The sequence below is a fragment of the Priestia sp. JV24 genome (genome assembly GCF_025910025.1).
Lineage (GTDB): Bacteria > Bacillota > Bacilli > Bacillales > Bacillaceae_H > Priestia > Priestia megaterium.
Genome location: NZ_JAPCIN010000015.1, coordinates 59,257 through 75,175, shown reverse-complemented (window position 1 = coordinate 75,175; position 15,919 = coordinate 59,257). Strand labels below are relative to the sequence as shown.

The following is a 15,919-nucleotide window of genomic DNA, read 5'->3' as shown; positions in this document are numbered from 1 at the left end:
GTCAGCCAACCCTCCCTACTGAATCTTCTGTATGTCGAATTTCATCCACCGGAATATAATAGTCCGAGTTGTATTGAAAAGAACGAGCTAGTAAACAAGCTCCGACTCCTGTCAAACCGAATATCGCCATCCACACCCAGTGGAACGTTAAGCCAAAACCAGCAATGAACCAGAAAACCGACATGATAAATGGAATACCTGAATTCTTAGGCATATGAATCGGAGAGAAAGTAGCTGTTTCCTTCGCTTTTTTCTTTTTTCTTTCTTCTTTTATTGTCCACCACGCATCTTGCCCCGTTACTGTTGGAATCACTGCAAAATTGTAGTGCGGCGGCGGTGAAGGGATGGACCATTCTAATGTACGTCCATTCCAAGGATCCCCTGTTACATCTCGTTCTCCGTACTTAATGCCATGAAGAATCTGCCATGCTTGAAAGATAAACCCTATGCCCATAAAGAAAGCTCCGACTGTAGAGATAACGTTCAGCGGTCCCCATCCCATGTCAAAGTCGTACGTATAAATACGGCGCGTCATTCCCATAAACCCTAATGCGTATTGAGGCATGAAGCATACGTAAAAACCAATATTCCACGTCCAAAACGCCCATTTACCAAGACGGTCATTGAGTTTAAAGCCAAACATTTTTGGCCACCAATAGTACAAACCTGCAAAAAAGCCGAATACAACGCCTCCAATTAACACTTGGTGAAAGTGTGCAACTAAAAAGTAGCTATTATGATACTGATAGTCTGCAGGAGCTGCTGAAAGCATAACACCCGTTGCTCCTCCCACAACAAAGCACGGGATAAAAGCAATTGTCCATAGCATTGGCTGCGTCATTTGAATACGGCCGCGGAACATCGTAAATAACCAGTTGAACACTTTAACGCCCGTTGGAATTCCGATAGCCATCGTCGTAATAGCAAAAAACACATTCACATTAGCACCTGCACCCATAGTAAAGAAATGATGTACCCATGTAAAATAGGATAGAACGCTAATAATCATCATTGAAAAAACCATAGATTTATAGCCAAATATTTTCTTTTGAGAAAACGTTGCAACGATTTCAGAAAAAATGCCGAATGCAGGAAGTACAACGATATACACTTCAGGATGTCCCCACATCCAAATTAAGTTAATGTACATCATTGGATTTCCTCCGCCGGTCATAGTAAATAAGTGTCCGTCAAAGAACCGGTCAATAAACAATAAAGCAAGCGTTACGGTTAATACAGGAAACGCAAAAATGATAATAATACAGCTTGCTAGAACGGACCACGTAAATAGCGGCATATGCATAAGTTTCATACCGGGTGCACGCATTTTTAAAATGGTCATAATGAAATTAATTCCAGAAGCCAAGCTGCCAATACCCGATATTTGAATGCCCCAAATATAAAAATCTTGACCTGGTCCAGGACTGAACTGCATGCCAGAAAGCGGTGGATAACTTAGCCACCCTGCATCTGGCGAGCCTCCGATTACAAACGACAAATTGAAAAGCATGGCGCCAAAGAAAAATAGCCAAAAGCTTACCGCGTTTAAAAAAGGATAGGCGACATCTCTTGCTCCAATTTGAAGCGGCACAACAATGTTAAAGAAAGCAAACATAAGCGGCATTGCCATAAATAGAATCATAATGGTTCCGTGCGTAGTGAAAATTTCGTTGTAATGATTAGAATCTAGAAAATGCCACTGAGGGAATGCTAGTTGCATACGCATTAATAATGCATCTACTCCGCCTCGAAACAGCATTAATAATGAAGAAAGCATATACATAATGCCAATTTTTTTATGATCCACCGTTGTGAGCCACTCACGCCATAGCCACTTCCATTTTTTAAGGTAAGTAAGAACAAAAATAATACCGGCTAGTGTTAATAAAATGGCGACATCTGCTCCGTAAATCATCGGTTCTCCTGTCACGAAAAAATGAGTTGAAAAATCTTTTAATTTGTCTAACAACTTAGTTTCCTCCTTCCTGGTGCTCGTGCTGTGCATGTACTTGTTCTTCAGAAGCCACATTCATAGTCTTCATGTCTTCATTTTTCATATGATGATGCTGACTATAATATTGACCGCCGTTTTTAATGACAATTTCTTGGAATAAGCCTTTAGGAATGGTAGAATACGATTTTTCTAGAGAAAGACCTTGTTGGGCAAGGTTGCTATAATCAGCTTTTGTTAAAGCTGGTGATGTTTCTTTCACTTGCTTTACCCATTGATTAAATTCTTTTGTCGATGTAGATTTAACTTTAAAGTTCATATGAGCGAACCCTTCACCCGTAAAATTAGCACCCGAACCAAAGTATTCTCCCTTGTGATCAGCTTGCAGCCACAGCCCCATTGCCATTCCCGGCATGGTATATAATTGTCCTCCCAGCTGAGGTACCCAAAAAGAATTCATAGGTGCATCTGACGTTAGCACGAATTGAACAGGCACACCTTTTGGAATTTCTACATAGTTGACTGTCGCAATATCTTGATCCGGATATTGAAATAACCATTTCCAATCAAGAGATGTTACTTCAATTGTTAGCGGCTTTACATCTTTTTTCGGCGGATCTACTAAGTCATACGTCGTCTTGGCCGTAGCAAAACCTAAAATGCCGATAATAATAATGGGGATGCCCCACCAAATAAATTCAAGACGCTTGCTATCGTCCCAGTCTGGCCGATACGGAGCTTTGTTTCCAGGCTTATCACGGTAGCGTAAAACGATATACACAAGCAGACCTAAAACAGGAATCACAACAATTGTGCATAAAATTATGGAAAAAATAATTAACTGGTATTCTTTTTGAGCCACCGCCCCCTGCGGATTTAAAATCAAATAACGACTATCACATCCTGCTAAAAAAATTGTAATGAATACGGAGAGAATGATTAACCTGCTAATATGCATTGATTTTTGCTTTCTCACCTAAGCTCAGGCTCCCTTCCTCTAAATCTCTGTACATAATAATGGTATATAAACGTTCATATTAAAGATGCATCTCAACAGATCAAAAGGCTAAAAACCTCCTAACATATTGAAGTTTGTCATGACATATTGCTTACTTCTAAAAAATTATCATGTTGTATGTTTAAAAGGTGTGATATTTATCACACTTGAAGCGATTTTTATCTATTTTAAATGGCTTTACCATAATTTCGTCACATATTTGGTTAAATGTGGTGTGTAAGAGGAAGGTCAGCATTGCCTTGTGACTAGCCTAATAAAAGCAAAAAACTCTTCCAGTTTTTATTAACTGGAAGAGTTTTTCGTAAGTACTAGATGAAGTATTAAGCTTTAACATTTACTAATTTGCTTATTTGACCTGCTGAAACATCCAATCAATCATTTTTCGATTCTGATACGCGGGAACCCAGGAAGCATGCTCACACTTTAATTCTTTAGGATATTCCGTATATAGCGGATGCCCCCAGATTTTTTGTGAATTCATTGCACCGTTATTTATATTTACGATGAAACACCCCTCATAAAGAAAACTATATTTCTATTTTCAAAGAGACTTATCACTATAGCAATATCTTTTAAAAAAGCTATCCACTTTCTTCATAAAGATTACATATTAAAAACACCTAAACTATTTTAGGTGTTTTTGAAAGTTTTATACTCACCTTTCCTCTAAGTAAAAGCTCAATGGTTATATGACTTTCTTACTCTTTGAAGCCCCTTGTTTTTTTCTCCACATATTTTCCATTTGTTCGAGAGTTCTACCTTTTGTTTCAGGAACAAATTTCCAGACAAATAAAGCAGAAAGTACACTCATTAAACCGTAAAAACCATATGTTAATCCTCCGCTATATTCCATCATCACGGGATATGTAGAGGAAATAAAATAGTTAGCCGCCCACTGAGCAGCTACGGCAATAGCTACAGCACGACCTCTAATTTTATTAGGAAAAATCTCTGAAATGAGCACCCAACAAATTGGTCCCCATGACGTCATAAAGGAAGCTGTATAAATAATGATAAATACAAGCGTCCCTATACCAATGATGTTTGAAAAAGCCATGCTTGCTACACCGAACATTCCAATGGCCATTCCGATAGACCCTGTTATTAATAAAGGTTTTCTTCCCAAACGATCAACTGTCAAAATTGCAATTACTGTAAAAATAACGTTTACTAATCCCATAATAATGGTTTGCAGCATAGAAGAACCTTTAGCTGCTCCCATGCTTTCAAAAATACGCGGAGCATAATATAGAGCTACATTGATTCCTACAAACTGTTGAAATACAGAAAGCAGTATACCTACAACGATAACTAATTTTCCATATGCCAATAATTTTTCAGACGAAACATTGGTAGAAATTGTTTGTTTAATATCTTCTAAAATTGCTTTCGCTTCTGAAGATCCATTAATTTTAGTTAGTATGGCTAAAGCTTTTTGATCTTGATTCTGTATAGCTAAGTAGCGAGGCGTTTCAGGAACTAAAAACAAGAGTGCTGCAAAGAGTAAAGCTGGAATAGCTCCTGAAGCAAACATGTATCTCCAACCTACATCATTAATCCATTCTAAGGTTTCCCCATTTGCAATACCCCAATTCACGAAGTAAACGACTAACATTCCAAAAATAATCATAAATTGATTGAACGATACCAATCTGCCGCGAATATCTGCCGGTGCAATTTCTCCTATATAGATGGGACAAATGGCTGATGCTAAGCCAACACCAATCCCACCTATAATGCGGTAGAAGTTAAAAGCTAGTAACAAAGAAAGTGTCGGTTCCCCTTTTGTGAAAAATAAAAACTCAGGATAAGAAGCTCCTAACGCTGAGACTATAAAAAGAATAGCTGCTAGTATAAGTGATTGTTTGCGTCCTAGTTTCGTCGCAAAATAACCAGATACCAATCCTCCAATAATACATCCTATTAAAGCACTTGATACAGTAACACCGTGTGCTAAAGATCCTAACCCTAAGCTGTCAATAAGATACACCTTTAATGATTCTTCAGCTCCAGATATTACAGCTGTGTCATATCCAAACAGTAACCCTCCGATAGCGGCAACTAAGGTAATAGAAAAAATATATAATGAGTTTCGATTTTGTTTCATGCGTTGTTAAAAGCAGTTAGTTAAGAGTAACAGTAGAAGTTCTATTTCTAACTGAGTTCACACTTATTTGAATGCGTTTTCAAATTCTTGGAGCCCAAAAGAAATATTCTTCGTCCATTCAACTAACTGCTCTTATCCTCCCCTCCAATGTACGTATTTTTCTAGTGAATCAAATCTTACTACAGCATTTTCTATACTTCCTTTTGTGTCAGGTATATCGATATACAACCATAATCAATTGATACAAGCTACTTTCATATGAAGTTTCTTTTTAAAGTAAGGTTGCATATTTTGCAACCTATTATTTCCTTTTAAATTCGCCTAGCTTTTTACTTAAGTCGTTTGTTTGAAGGTAGACTTCTTTATATAATTCATAAAGCTGTTTATAGACTTGTACATGTTCTGCGTTAGGATAATATGTTTTCGAAGACGTAATAAATACGTTTGCACACTCTTCCAATGAGTTATACCAGCCACAGCCATAAGCTGCTAGCATGGCTGCTCCTAACGCTGGGCCTTGTTCAGTAGACAACTTTACGATTTTTGCATTAAAAACGTCTGCTTGAATTTGAAGCCAATGATCATTTTTTGCTCCGCCCCCAATGGATACAATAGACGTAATTTCCTTTCCGTTTTCTCGAAAGATTTCAATTGACTCATTTAAAGAAAACGTAATACCTTCAATAACTGCTCGCGTAAAGTCTCTCTTTTTATGAGAGGCATCCATTCCTATAAAACTTCCCCGAATCGTAGCATCTGCATGGGGTGTACGTTCCCCGACTAAGTAAGGGGTAAATAAAAGGCCGTTTGATCCGATTGGTACATTTTTTAGGTCAGCCAACAATTCTTCAAACGTGTCGTTTTCTGCGAAATTTTCCTTAAACCAGCTTAAACTGTGACCCGCAGATAGCGTAACGCCCATCGTATAAAAGGCATTTTCTTTTCCATGATTAAAATAATGGACTTTTCCATTAAAGTCTCTATCGCTTCGTTCCTCATAAGAAAGAACAACACCCGATGTCCCAATGCTACATAGTGTTTCCCCTGGCGATAAAATGCCGGCGCCAATTGCTCCGCAAGCATTATCAGCTCCACCTGCAAATACTTTTGTTGAAGTGACTAACCCCGTTTTTTGAGAGAATGATTCACTAATATTGCCTATGCATTCACTAGATTCGACTAGTGGCGGACAAAGATTAATATTGATTCCTGCTAATTGGCAAAGCTCACTATCCCATTTTTTCTTGCTGATGTTTAATAATAATGTACCGGCAGCATCTGAATATTCACTATGAATAAAGCCGGTCATTTTAAAGCGTAAATAATCTTTAGGCAGCATAAATACAGCTGTTTTTTCAAATATCTCCGGTTCATACTCTTTTACCCACAATAACTTAGGAAGAGTAAATCCTTCTAAAGCCTGGTTTTTTGTTATTTCTAAAAGACGTTTTTCTCCAATCACTTTATAGAGATGATGACATTGTTCTGTTGTTCTTGTATCATTCCACAAAATAGCGTTACGTAATAGGTTGTAGTTTTCATCCAGCATCACAAGGCCATGCATTTGTCCAGAATAACTAATTCCTTCTATATCTTCGGGTTTTATATTAGCGTTAGCAATTAATTCACTTAAAGCACTAGCCGTCTGCTGAACCCATTCTTCTGGATTCTGTTCACTATACCCTGTTTTTTCATGAAGGAGAGGATAATTCTTAGAAACCACAGCGCAAATCTTGCCTTTTGTATCAACTAAAATCGTTTTTACGGCGCTTGTTCCTAGATCAATTCCAATTACATATTTCATCTTGATACCTCCGCGTTTATAAACGAGAGTAGAAATCGTTTCTACTCTCGTTTGTCCTTTAAACTTCCAAAATATATTGATTTAAAATGGCCTTTAATCGTTCTTGTCTTCCTGATTTATTCACAATATTCGGATTTTTAAACGCGTACTGCTCCAGTGTATGGAAGTTAGCTTTTCCTTCCACAATCTCAAGCCCAATTCCCTCTTTAAAGCTGCTGTAGCGCTCGTTGATAACATTTTCGAAAACACGATCTTCTACTAATTTATGTGCTACTTTCAATCCTCGAGCAAACGCATCCATTCCTGCTACATGAGCATAGAGTAAATCGTCTTGTTCAAAAGAACCTCTGCGCACTTTGGCATCAAAGTTTAATCCTCCGCTGCCCAGCCCTCCATTTTGCAGAATTTCATACATCGCTAGCGTTGTAGAATATAAATCCGTTGGGAATTCATCTGTATCCCAGCCTAAAAGAGGGTCACCTTGGTTTGCATCCACTGATCCTAATAAGCCTTGTACTCTAGCTACTCGTAATTCGTGTTCAAATGTATGCCCAGCTAACGTTGCGTGGTTAGCTTCTAGATTAAGTTTGAAGTATTTATCTAACCCGTATTGTCTTAAAAATGAAATAGTTGTTGCTGCATCGGTATCATACTGATGTGTCGTAGGCTCTTTAGGTTTAGGTTCAATTAAAAACTGCCCCCTATATCCAATTTCGGTTGCGTAATCTACAGCCATATGCATAAATCTGGCTAAGTTATCTAACTCTAACTGCAAATTTGTGTTAAGCAGTGTTTCATATCCCTCACGGCCGCCCCAGAATACATAATTTTCTGCGCCTAGTTCTTTTGCTGTTTCAAGCCCCTTTTTTACTTGAGCCGCCGCATAAGCAAATACATCTGCATTACAAGAAGTAGCTGCACCATGAACGAACCGGGGATTTGTAAACATATTCGCTGTGTTCCATAATAACTTTACGTTACTTGTTTGCATGTATTCTTTGATCATAGTGACGATAACATCAAGATTTTTATTTGTTTCTTGCAACGTACTGCCCTCCGGAGCAATGTCTCGATCATGAAATGCGAAGAATGGAACATTTAATGTTTCAAAAAGTTGAAAAGCTGCCTCAACTCTCGCTTTTACTAAATCCATTCCATCATATCTATCCCAAGATCTTTGCATAGTAGCTGCGCCAAAAGGATCCGTACCATCTGCTGTAAACGTGTGCCAGTAAGCAACAGAAAAACGCAGCTGATCTTTCATCGTTTTACCGCCTACTACTTCTTCAGGGTTATAGTATTTAAAAGCTAAAGGATTTTTAGAATCTTTACCTTCGTATAAAACTTTGTTTGCGCTTTCAAAATAATTAATTTTATTAGTACTAGTTTGGACCATTTGTCATTTCCCCCTTTGATTTAAGTGAACAAGTTTATCCATCAACTATCTTAATTGAGTTAGTTTGTTTATCCAATAAACTAACTTTATCTCATCATATACAAAATAAATGTTTATTTCAATGTTTTTTTTAGAAAATTTAGTTATAATATTAGATATGATACTTTTAAATATCTAATTCAAGCTTCAAAAAACACCAACTTAGTTCGATAGATAAACAAAGGAGTGGTTATTATTCAAATTGCAGATCAAGCTTTAGTAAAAAAAATGAATCAAAAATTAATATTAGATGAAATTTTAAAGAACTCCCCTGTCTCCAGGGCAACTCTCTCTGAGATTACAGGATTAAACAAGTCTACTGTCTCCTCTCAAGTAAATACACTGCTTGAAAAAGATTTTATTTTTGAAATTGGCGCAGGGCAATCTAGAGGCGGCAGAAGACCTGTAATGCTTGTTTTTAATAAGAATGCAGGCTACTCGATCGGTATTGATATAGGAGTCGACTATCTTAACGGAATTCTAACCGACTTAGAAGGAAATATTATTCTCGAGAAGACTTCTGACTTGTCTAGTTCTTCCGCTAGTGAAGTAAAAGAGATTTTATTTGCACTTATTCATGGTTTTGTAACCCATATGCCTGAGTCCCCTTATGGTCTAGTCGGAATAGGAATTTGTGTTCCAGGTCTTGTAGATCGTCATCAGCAAATTATTTTCATGCCTAACTTAAATTGGAATATCAAAGATTTGCAGTTTTTAATTGAGAGTGAGTTTAATGTTCCGGTTTTTGTTGAAAATGAAGCTAATGCAGGAGCATACGGTGAAAAAGTATTTGGTATGACAAAAAACTATGAAAACATCGTTTACATCAGTATTAATATCGGAATTGGAACTGGACTTGTTATTAACAACGAATTGTATAAAGGTGTTCAGGGTTTTTCTGGGGAAATGGGTCATATGACGATAGATTTTAATGGACCCAAATGCAGCTGTGGAAATCGAGGCTGTTGGGAATTATATGCTTCTGAAAAAGCGTTACTGGCTTCGCTCTCTAAAGAAGAAAAGAATATTTCTCGAAAAGAGATTGTGGAACGCGCAAATAAAAATGATGTAGAAATGTTAAATGCACTTCAAAACTTTGGCTTTTATATCGGAATTGGATTAACCAATATTCTTAATACATTTGATATAGAAGCTGTTATCTTGAGAAATCATATAATTGAATCTCATCCCATTGTTTTAAATACGATTAAAAACGAAGTTTCTTCTAGAGTCCATTCTCATTTAGACAATAAATGTGAACTATTGCCTTCTTCGTTAGGAAAAAATGCACCTGCTTTAGGAGCGGTTTCTATCGTTATTGATTCTTTTTTAAGTGTTACCCCTATAAGTTAGTTAAGTGAACGTAAAGGTTAGCAAACTATATCACGTTTGATCTTAAGAATGAAGGAGCTACTTTCGATGAATTGATTTTCTATAAAAGGGAAAGAATTACCCTCTTCTATTAAGAGTGTTATGTCTGTCTCCACCCTTACCTTTTCATCTCATGCAGCCAGTCACCTATCATAACGGCAACTGGCTGTTTATATGTTATTAGCAACCTGCTCTTTTCTAAACTACGGAGAGTCTTGCCTTTTGGGTTAGTTTACCTGCTTTTCAAATTATGAATCATGTCTTGTCAGAGTAGTTATGACTTCTTTATATTCCTCTACCTCTTTGGTCTGTGCGAGAGTATTGATTTTCTCTAGCGATAAAAGAGAGTTCTGAATAATAAATGTGCGAGGCTCCGTATCATTTTGCAGTAATTCATCCGATATAAACGTAACAAATTCTAGACTTCTCTTTCGTTCCTCTTCATTTGTTAGTTTATTTTCAATCACCCGTTTTAACTTCGCAGTTACACGCGTCAGATCTGTCGAAAAATGACTTTCTGTTTTCTCATTAAATACCGCAGAGTAAACGGAAGGGTTAAATAACTGTTCTTTTTGTTCTGCTACTTCGATTATGATTTTCTCTGTACGCTTCATGCAATAACGGACAATTTGTTCAATAGGTAATGGATAGTTCAGCGCTTTGTTCATTTTAAACATATTGTTAAGCATTCCTTCTAGCAGCACAGCTCCATCAAATAAATAAGGAGAAGTCTTAGACGGAAAAATCTGCTGAAAACGTTCATATATCCAGTTGAATGTTGCAGCTTTTAATTCCTCTATATAATGAAATGTTTTAACTTCATTTAAAACGAGTGTACTTTCAATCATTTCAGGAATTTTGTTTTGCTCTGCAAAGTTCAGCATAAAGATCATCTGTTCTTGAAATATCTTCTGATTATCCCCTCTATATTCAATGGCTATTTTTTCTCTTTGTAGAATAAGTGATTCTTGCAGAGACGAAAGTAATGAGAGAAGCAGTTCGCTTTTAGATGAGAAATATTTATAAAATGTTCCTTTTGAAATACCGCTTCTTTCTAATATATCTTGTACCGAAGTGTCTATGTATCCTTTTTCTATAAAAAGCTGGTGTGTATGCCCTAAAATATCGAGCTGTTTTTGATTCATTGCTGTTACTCCTCTGTTTACAATTTACTTTTTATTTAGTATAACTTATCTGCCTTTTCCTACGTGAACTTTATCCTTTTTCCTTGATAAACAAGTAAAAATAATTATATACTATTAGTACATTTTTATACACTTAGTATAAAAATGTACTAATAGTATAGGTTATTCGACAAAGTAACTATTTATCTAGCAAGTGACAACTACTGAGCGCTATGTAGCTAGTAAATTCCAAATCTATACCTATTCTGAAGGAGGAATAAGATCATATGAACAAAGAAGTCATTCCCGTTACAGAAATTCCAAAATTTCAATCACGTGCAGAAGAGTTTTTCCCTATCCAATGGTATAAAGAAATGTTGAACAACTCCCCCGTTTATTTTCATGAAGAAACAAACACATGGAATGTATTCCAATACGAACATGTTAAACAAGTCTTGAGCAACTACGATTTTTTTTCAAGCGATGGACAGAGAACCACTATTTTTGTTGGAGATAATAGTAAGAAAAAAAGCACATCTCCAATCACCAACCTTACAAACTTAGATCCTCCTGACCACCGGAAAGCGCGATCTTTGCTTGCTGTTGCCTTTACTCCTCGCAGTTTAAGGAACTGGGAACCGCGAATCAAACAAATTGCAGCAGACCTTGTAGAAGCGATACAAAAGAATTCAACTATTAATATTGTGGACGATTTATCTTCTCCTTTTCCTAGTCTAGTTATAGCAGATCTATTCGGCGTACCGGTAAAAGACCGATATCAGTTTAAAAAATGGGTAGACATTCTGTTTCAGCCTTATGACCAAGAAAGATTAGAAGAGATTGAACAAGAAAAGCAAAGTGCAGGAGCTGAATATTTTCAATACCTCTACCCGATTGTCATTGAAAAGCGCTCCAACCTTTCTGATGATATTATCTCAGACTTAATTCAAGCTGAAGTTGATGGTGAAACATTCACAGATGAAGAAATTGTACACGCTACCATGTTGCTTCTAGGTGCAGGCGTTGAAACCACAAGTCACGCCATTGCAAATATGTTTTATTCTTTTTTATATGACGACAAGTCGTTATACAGCGAGCTGAGAAACAATAGAGAATTAGCTCCAAAAGCAGTAGAAGAAATGCTTCGATATCGGTTTCATATCTCCAGACGAGATCGCACGGTTAGACAAGATAACGAGCTATTAGGCGTTAAGCTAAAAAAAGGAGATGTCGTTATTGCGTGGATGAGTGCATGTAATATGGATGAAACTATGTTTGAAAATCCTTTTTCTGTAGACATTCATCGTCCAACTAATAAAAAGCACTTAACATTCGGAAACGGACCTCATTTTTGTTTGGGCGCCCCTCTTGCCCGACTTGAAATGAAAATTATCTTAGAAGCATTTTTAGAGGCCTTTTCTCATATTGAACCATTTGAAGACTTTGAATTAGAACCGCATTTAACAGCTTCAGCTACGGGTCAATCTTTAACATACTTGCCCATGACGGTGTACAGATAAAGTTTATGTGCATGACAAAGCAGAGAAACGTGAAAGAGGTTTATCTTCTCTCATGTTTCTCTTTTCTTTTATTATCTCGTTTAACTACTTATGTACCAAGTTTAGGAGGGCTTTAATATGATTTAAAGCTGACAGTACCGAAATATAAGTGGCGATGAGCTGGTTAACGAAATATCAGCTATTGCCTTCTCTGCCTTAGTACATCTTCTATAAAATAGTGATACAAATAATTAATAAGAGCAGTGGTAATCGAGATGAGAAAAAGTTGAAAGCGCGTCATGTTTACCATTTTGTATACCTTCAGTTTTTCTGCCAGACTGGTCAAAGGATAAGCAAATAGATAGTCAAACAGGACGTTAATTAACAAATATTTTTTGAAATTCCCATAGGTCAGTTTGAATACCCAAAAATTAGCTACAAAAAACGGTCCAAATATAAAAGAAACGTCGCTTGAAAGTTTAGGGAAAAGAGGTTTCTTCACTTTCCACCATGTAAAGCTTTTAGATAACTCACTGATAAAAGCAATAACTAATGAACTAAATGTCAAAACAGGTAGGTATCTTTTAAAGACAAATTTATCAACTTTTACTATAGACAGCCAAGGCAATAAAAGTACTGCCAAAAGCGTTAACTTTCCTTTCATTATGTACCCAACTCCTGCCGTTACGAAAATCTAAGCTAAATCATATTCTCTTTAGTTTGTGTAATAGGCTCTTTTTTATGTGTTTATTACACTGCGTTAGTTCTTTTATTCGCCTTTTATTACAAGATTTTTTGCTTTCAGGAAATTATTGATTCTCATATTCTGCATGTGCATGGAGAAAATACGGAGGTGAATGTTTAAAAGGAGGAATTAAAAATGACTACAGTACGTGAAGTTATGACTAAAGATGTGAAAGCTTGTGCACCGCACGACCCAATAACAGCAGCTGCAAAATTAATGCGTGATATTAATTGTGGCTCTGTGCCGGTGTGTCAAGAAAATCGAGTAATGGGAATGATCACAGACCGTGATATCGTGTTAAATTGCGTGGCGGATGGAAAAGATTGCAACACTGTGCATTGCCATGATTGCATGACTAAAGATGTAATTACTTGTTCTCCGGATACGGATATTCATGAGTGTGCACGTATGATGGCTGACCATCAAATTCGCCGCATTATTGTAGTGGAGAATAATAATATGGTTGGAATCTGTGCAATCGGCGACCTTGCGACAGTAAACGTATATGTTGATGAAGCCGGTGCAGCATTAAGCGAAATTTCTAATCAAGTTCATTAAAACTTTTTAGCATATAAATCCTTAATGCTTGTACAAAATAACCTTGTCTGCAAGGAGGTGCTAATATGCCAAATTTAAACGATAACAAATTTAAAAAGATTCAGTCTGAGAGTCAAAAGCAAGGAAAGTCTCAAGAGGAATATGCGGCTGAGCTTGACGCTAATCGCGCAAAAAGCCAAAAGAAAAAATAACAATAAAAAAGGATTACAATCGGCAGAGGCTCGTTTGTAATCCTTTTTATCATCCCGCTTTGTTACAGGCTGCCATCAGTTATAAATGTATAGTGAGTATATGCCTTATACTTCTCACCAGGCTTTAATACACAAGAAGGAAAATGCTTATGATGAATAGCGTCTGGCAAACCTTGTGTTTCTAAGCAAACACCGAGGTATTTCTCTGAGTGAACCCCTCTAATTTCGAACTCTTCGTTTAGATGATTTCCCGTATAGAGAACGACTGAAGGCTGATCCGTTTTGACTTCTATTTTGCGGCCGCTTGCAGGATCAAATAATGACATCTGATTTTCAGCTTCTGCTTCTAAAAGAAATGGATGGTCGAACCCTTTACCCACTAATATATTTTGCGGATGTGCAGAGTCCACACCTTCCTTGAGACTATGTCCTTCTCTAAAATCAAATGGGGTATCTGTGACGTTTAACACTTCTCCAGTAGGTAAAAGATCATCATTTAACTCTAAGAATTCGTTACTTTTCATCTTCAAAACATGATCTAAGACCGTTTCTTTTAGATTTCCGCTTAAATTGAAATACGTATGATTTGTTAAATTGATAAGAGTGTCTTGATCTGTTGTTCCTTCATAAGAAATATGGAACTCATTTTTATTCGTTAATGTATACGTAACTTTCACTTCAAGGTTGCCGGGATACCCTTCTTCTCCGTCTTTACTTACATATGTAAATTCAACACCTACATGATCAGTTGTCTCAATAGTTTTGGCATTCCATATTTTATGACTGAATCCTTCTTTTCCACCATGCAAATGATTGTTTCCTTCATTTTTCTCTAGACGATAGGTTTCATTATTAAGCTCAAACGATGCTCCACCTATACGCCCTGCTACGCGTCCGACCACAGCTCCGAAATAAGGAGAATACTTTTGGTATTCTTCTATTGAATCAAATCCCAATACAACACTTTCAATCTTCCCTTCAGAATCCGGCATTTCAATATTTGATATTACACATCCATAGTCAAGGCAGGTGATTTTAAGCCCTTCATCATTTAATAAGGTATAAGCATGTACAGCTTGATTGTTTAGTTCGCCAAATTTCTCTGAGTTCACTTTCACTTTTAATCAGTCCAATCCTCTTTTTATTCGTAAATTGCTTAACGGACCCTACATGTTATAAACATCGGATATGTTGTTATAGTTCCCTCTGCAATCCTTCCTGAATCTTCATTATTCTCATTTTATTGTAATCGTGTACATTTCTTAATTCAAGCTTGAATGATAAAGGCTGGCCACTGTGTGTCATTGCTATTTCTTTAGTATTCCTAAGTATTCTTCCCAAGGTCCTACATCTTCTCTATATCGTTCTGCCATTACTCGAACAATTTGCGCAATATGGGTTAAATCATGAGCAACCCAAGTCGAGAGCAGCTCTCTGACTTTTACTTCCCCAAACTCAGGGTGTTCTCCTCTCACTTCAAGGTGCTTTTCATGCTTAACTAGCAGCTTTAGTTGATGTAAATTCTGTATTCTTACCTTTTTGAATTCAAGAAGCTTCTCTTCAATAGAATTAGCAGATTCCTTGTTTAAATGGGCATAGCGGTCAAACGGAGGAAAAGCTCCCTCTTTTCCTTCTTGAAGGATGAATTCTAGCCTTGGTATCCAATTGTTTTTTTCTGCTTCTATTAAATGTTCTATGACTTCGGAGGTATTCCACGTTCCTTCGCCTTCATTGCATTGCAGCCACCCTGCAGATAGACCAGAAAAAAGTTTTTCAAGCGTTTGTGGCGTATTCTCAAGTATTTCAATCGCTTCTTTTAAATTAAAATTCATGTAAATTCCCCTTTCGACAAATATGACTTTCAACGTAATAATAAGAGCTGTCAGTTATGTGAAAATTCTTTCGATTATAGTCAATTTTACCACAATTGACTGCTATTAAAGGAAGAAGCTAATCTTCTACTTACTTTAAGATTTACTAAAACAAAATCAGAACACATGTTTGGTTTTTGTTTAGAAATATGATAAAATATACATAGGCTAGAACGCAGTGAGTATCAGTCTGGATGGGTACTGCTCATTGGTAAAATAGATTGCTAGCGACTTTTTCATCTTGA

The 15,919-nt window shown here is 36.7% G+C and carries 13 protein-coding genes; 4 read left to right on the top strand and 9 right to left on the bottom strand.

What is annotated here, in order from left to right; genetic code table 11:
- Position 1: 1 nt before the first annotated feature.
- From qoxB to xylA, 5 genes are all read right to left on the bottom strand, one after another.
- Positions 2-1,969, bottom strand: a complete 1,968-nt coding sequence (qoxB, locus tag OK414_RS09695) for a cytochrome aa3 quinol oxidase subunit I (protein ID WP_258356159.1) — start codon at positions 1,967-1,969, stop codon at positions 2-4.
- Between the two features lies 1 nt (position 1,970).
- Positions 1,971-2,909, bottom strand: a complete 939-nt coding sequence (locus tag OK414_RS09690; RefSeq protein WP_404932067.1) for a cytochrome c oxidase subunit II — start codon at positions 2,907-2,909, stop codon at positions 1,971-1,973.
- Between the two features lie 745 nt (positions 2,910-3,654).
- Positions 3,655-5,076 carry a D-xylose transporter XylE gene (gene xylE / locus OK414_RS09685; RefSeq protein ID WP_263045543.1) on the bottom strand — a complete coding sequence of 474 codons (1,422 nt, stop codon included), beginning with the start codon at positions 5,074-5,076 and terminating at the stop codon, positions 3,655-3,657.
- A 301-nt stretch (positions 5,077-5,377) separates the two neighbouring features.
- Positions 5,378-6,880, bottom strand: a complete 1,503-nt coding sequence (gene xylB / locus OK414_RS09680; protein WP_263045542.1) for a xylulokinase — start codon at positions 6,878-6,880, stop codon at positions 5,378-5,380.
- Between the two features lie 58 nt (positions 6,881-6,938).
- Positions 6,939-8,276, bottom strand: coding sequence for a xylose isomerase (gene xylA, locus OK414_RS09675; RefSeq protein ID WP_263045541.1), 1,338 nt, complete (start codon positions 8,274-8,276; stop codon positions 6,939-6,941).
- 234 nt (positions 8,277-8,510) lie between these two features.
- Here xylA and OK414_RS09670 point away from each other — a divergent pair, with 234 nt between their 5' ends.
- Positions 8,511-9,668 (top strand): xylose repressor, encoded by a 1,158-nt coding sequence (locus OK414_RS09670; protein ID WP_026106549.1) that lies wholly within the window; start codon positions 8,511-8,513, stop codon positions 9,666-9,668.
- 266 nt (positions 9,669-9,934) lie between these two features.
- Here OK414_RS09670 and OK414_RS09665 read toward each other — a convergent pair whose 3' ends face one another.
- The gene (locus OK414_RS09665; RefSeq protein WP_263045540.1) at positions 9,935-10,831 is read right to left on the bottom strand and encodes a TetR/AcrR family transcriptional regulator; all 897 of its coding nucleotides are present in this window, start codon (positions 10,829-10,831) and stop codon (positions 9,935-9,937) included.
- A gap of 266 nt (positions 10,832-11,097) precedes the next feature.
- On the opposite strand from OK414_RS09665, the gene OK414_RS09660 reads away from it, so the two are divergent.
- Positions 11,098-12,330 carry a cytochrome P450 gene (locus OK414_RS09660; RefSeq protein WP_263045539.1) on the top strand — a complete coding sequence of 411 codons (1,233 nt, stop codon included), beginning with the start codon at positions 11,098-11,100 and terminating at the stop codon, positions 12,328-12,330.
- 178 nt (positions 12,331-12,508) lie between these two features.
- Here the strand turns inward: OK414_RS09660 and OK414_RS09655 are convergent, their stop codons facing one another.
- Positions 12,509-12,973, bottom strand: coding sequence for a hypothetical protein (locus OK414_RS09655; RefSeq protein ID WP_095379508.1), 465 nt, complete (start codon positions 12,971-12,973; stop codon positions 12,509-12,511).
- Between the two features lie 216 nt (positions 12,974-13,189).
- On the opposite strand from OK414_RS09655, the gene OK414_RS09650 reads away from it, so the two are divergent.
- Complete coding sequence (locus OK414_RS09650; protein ID WP_016763757.1) at positions 13,190-13,612, top strand: CBS domain-containing protein; 423 nt, start codon at positions 13,190-13,192, stop codon at positions 13,610-13,612.
- Positions 13,613-13,677: 65 nt separating this feature from the next.
- Positions 13,678-13,803 carry a hypothetical protein gene (locus tag OK414_RS09645; protein ID WP_013056562.1) on the top strand — a complete coding sequence of 42 codons (126 nt, stop codon included), beginning with the start codon at positions 13,678-13,680 and terminating at the stop codon, positions 13,801-13,803.
- A 62-nt stretch (positions 13,804-13,865) separates the two neighbouring features.
- On the opposite strand, the gene OK414_RS09640 is transcribed toward OK414_RS09645, so the two are convergent.
- Together OK414_RS09640 and OK414_RS09635 are read right to left on the bottom strand one after the other, a co-directional pair.
- Positions 13,866-14,921 (bottom strand): aldose epimerase family protein, encoded by a 1,056-nt coding sequence (locus OK414_RS09640; RefSeq protein WP_263045538.1) that lies wholly within the window; start codon positions 14,919-14,921, stop codon positions 13,866-13,868.
- A gap of 189 nt (positions 14,922-15,110) precedes the next feature.
- Positions 15,111-15,635 carry a DinB family protein gene (locus OK414_RS09635; protein ID WP_047931954.1) on the bottom strand — a complete coding sequence of 175 codons (525 nt, stop codon included), beginning with the start codon at positions 15,633-15,635 and terminating at the stop codon, positions 15,111-15,113.
- Positions 15,636-15,919: the final 284 nt, after the last annotated feature.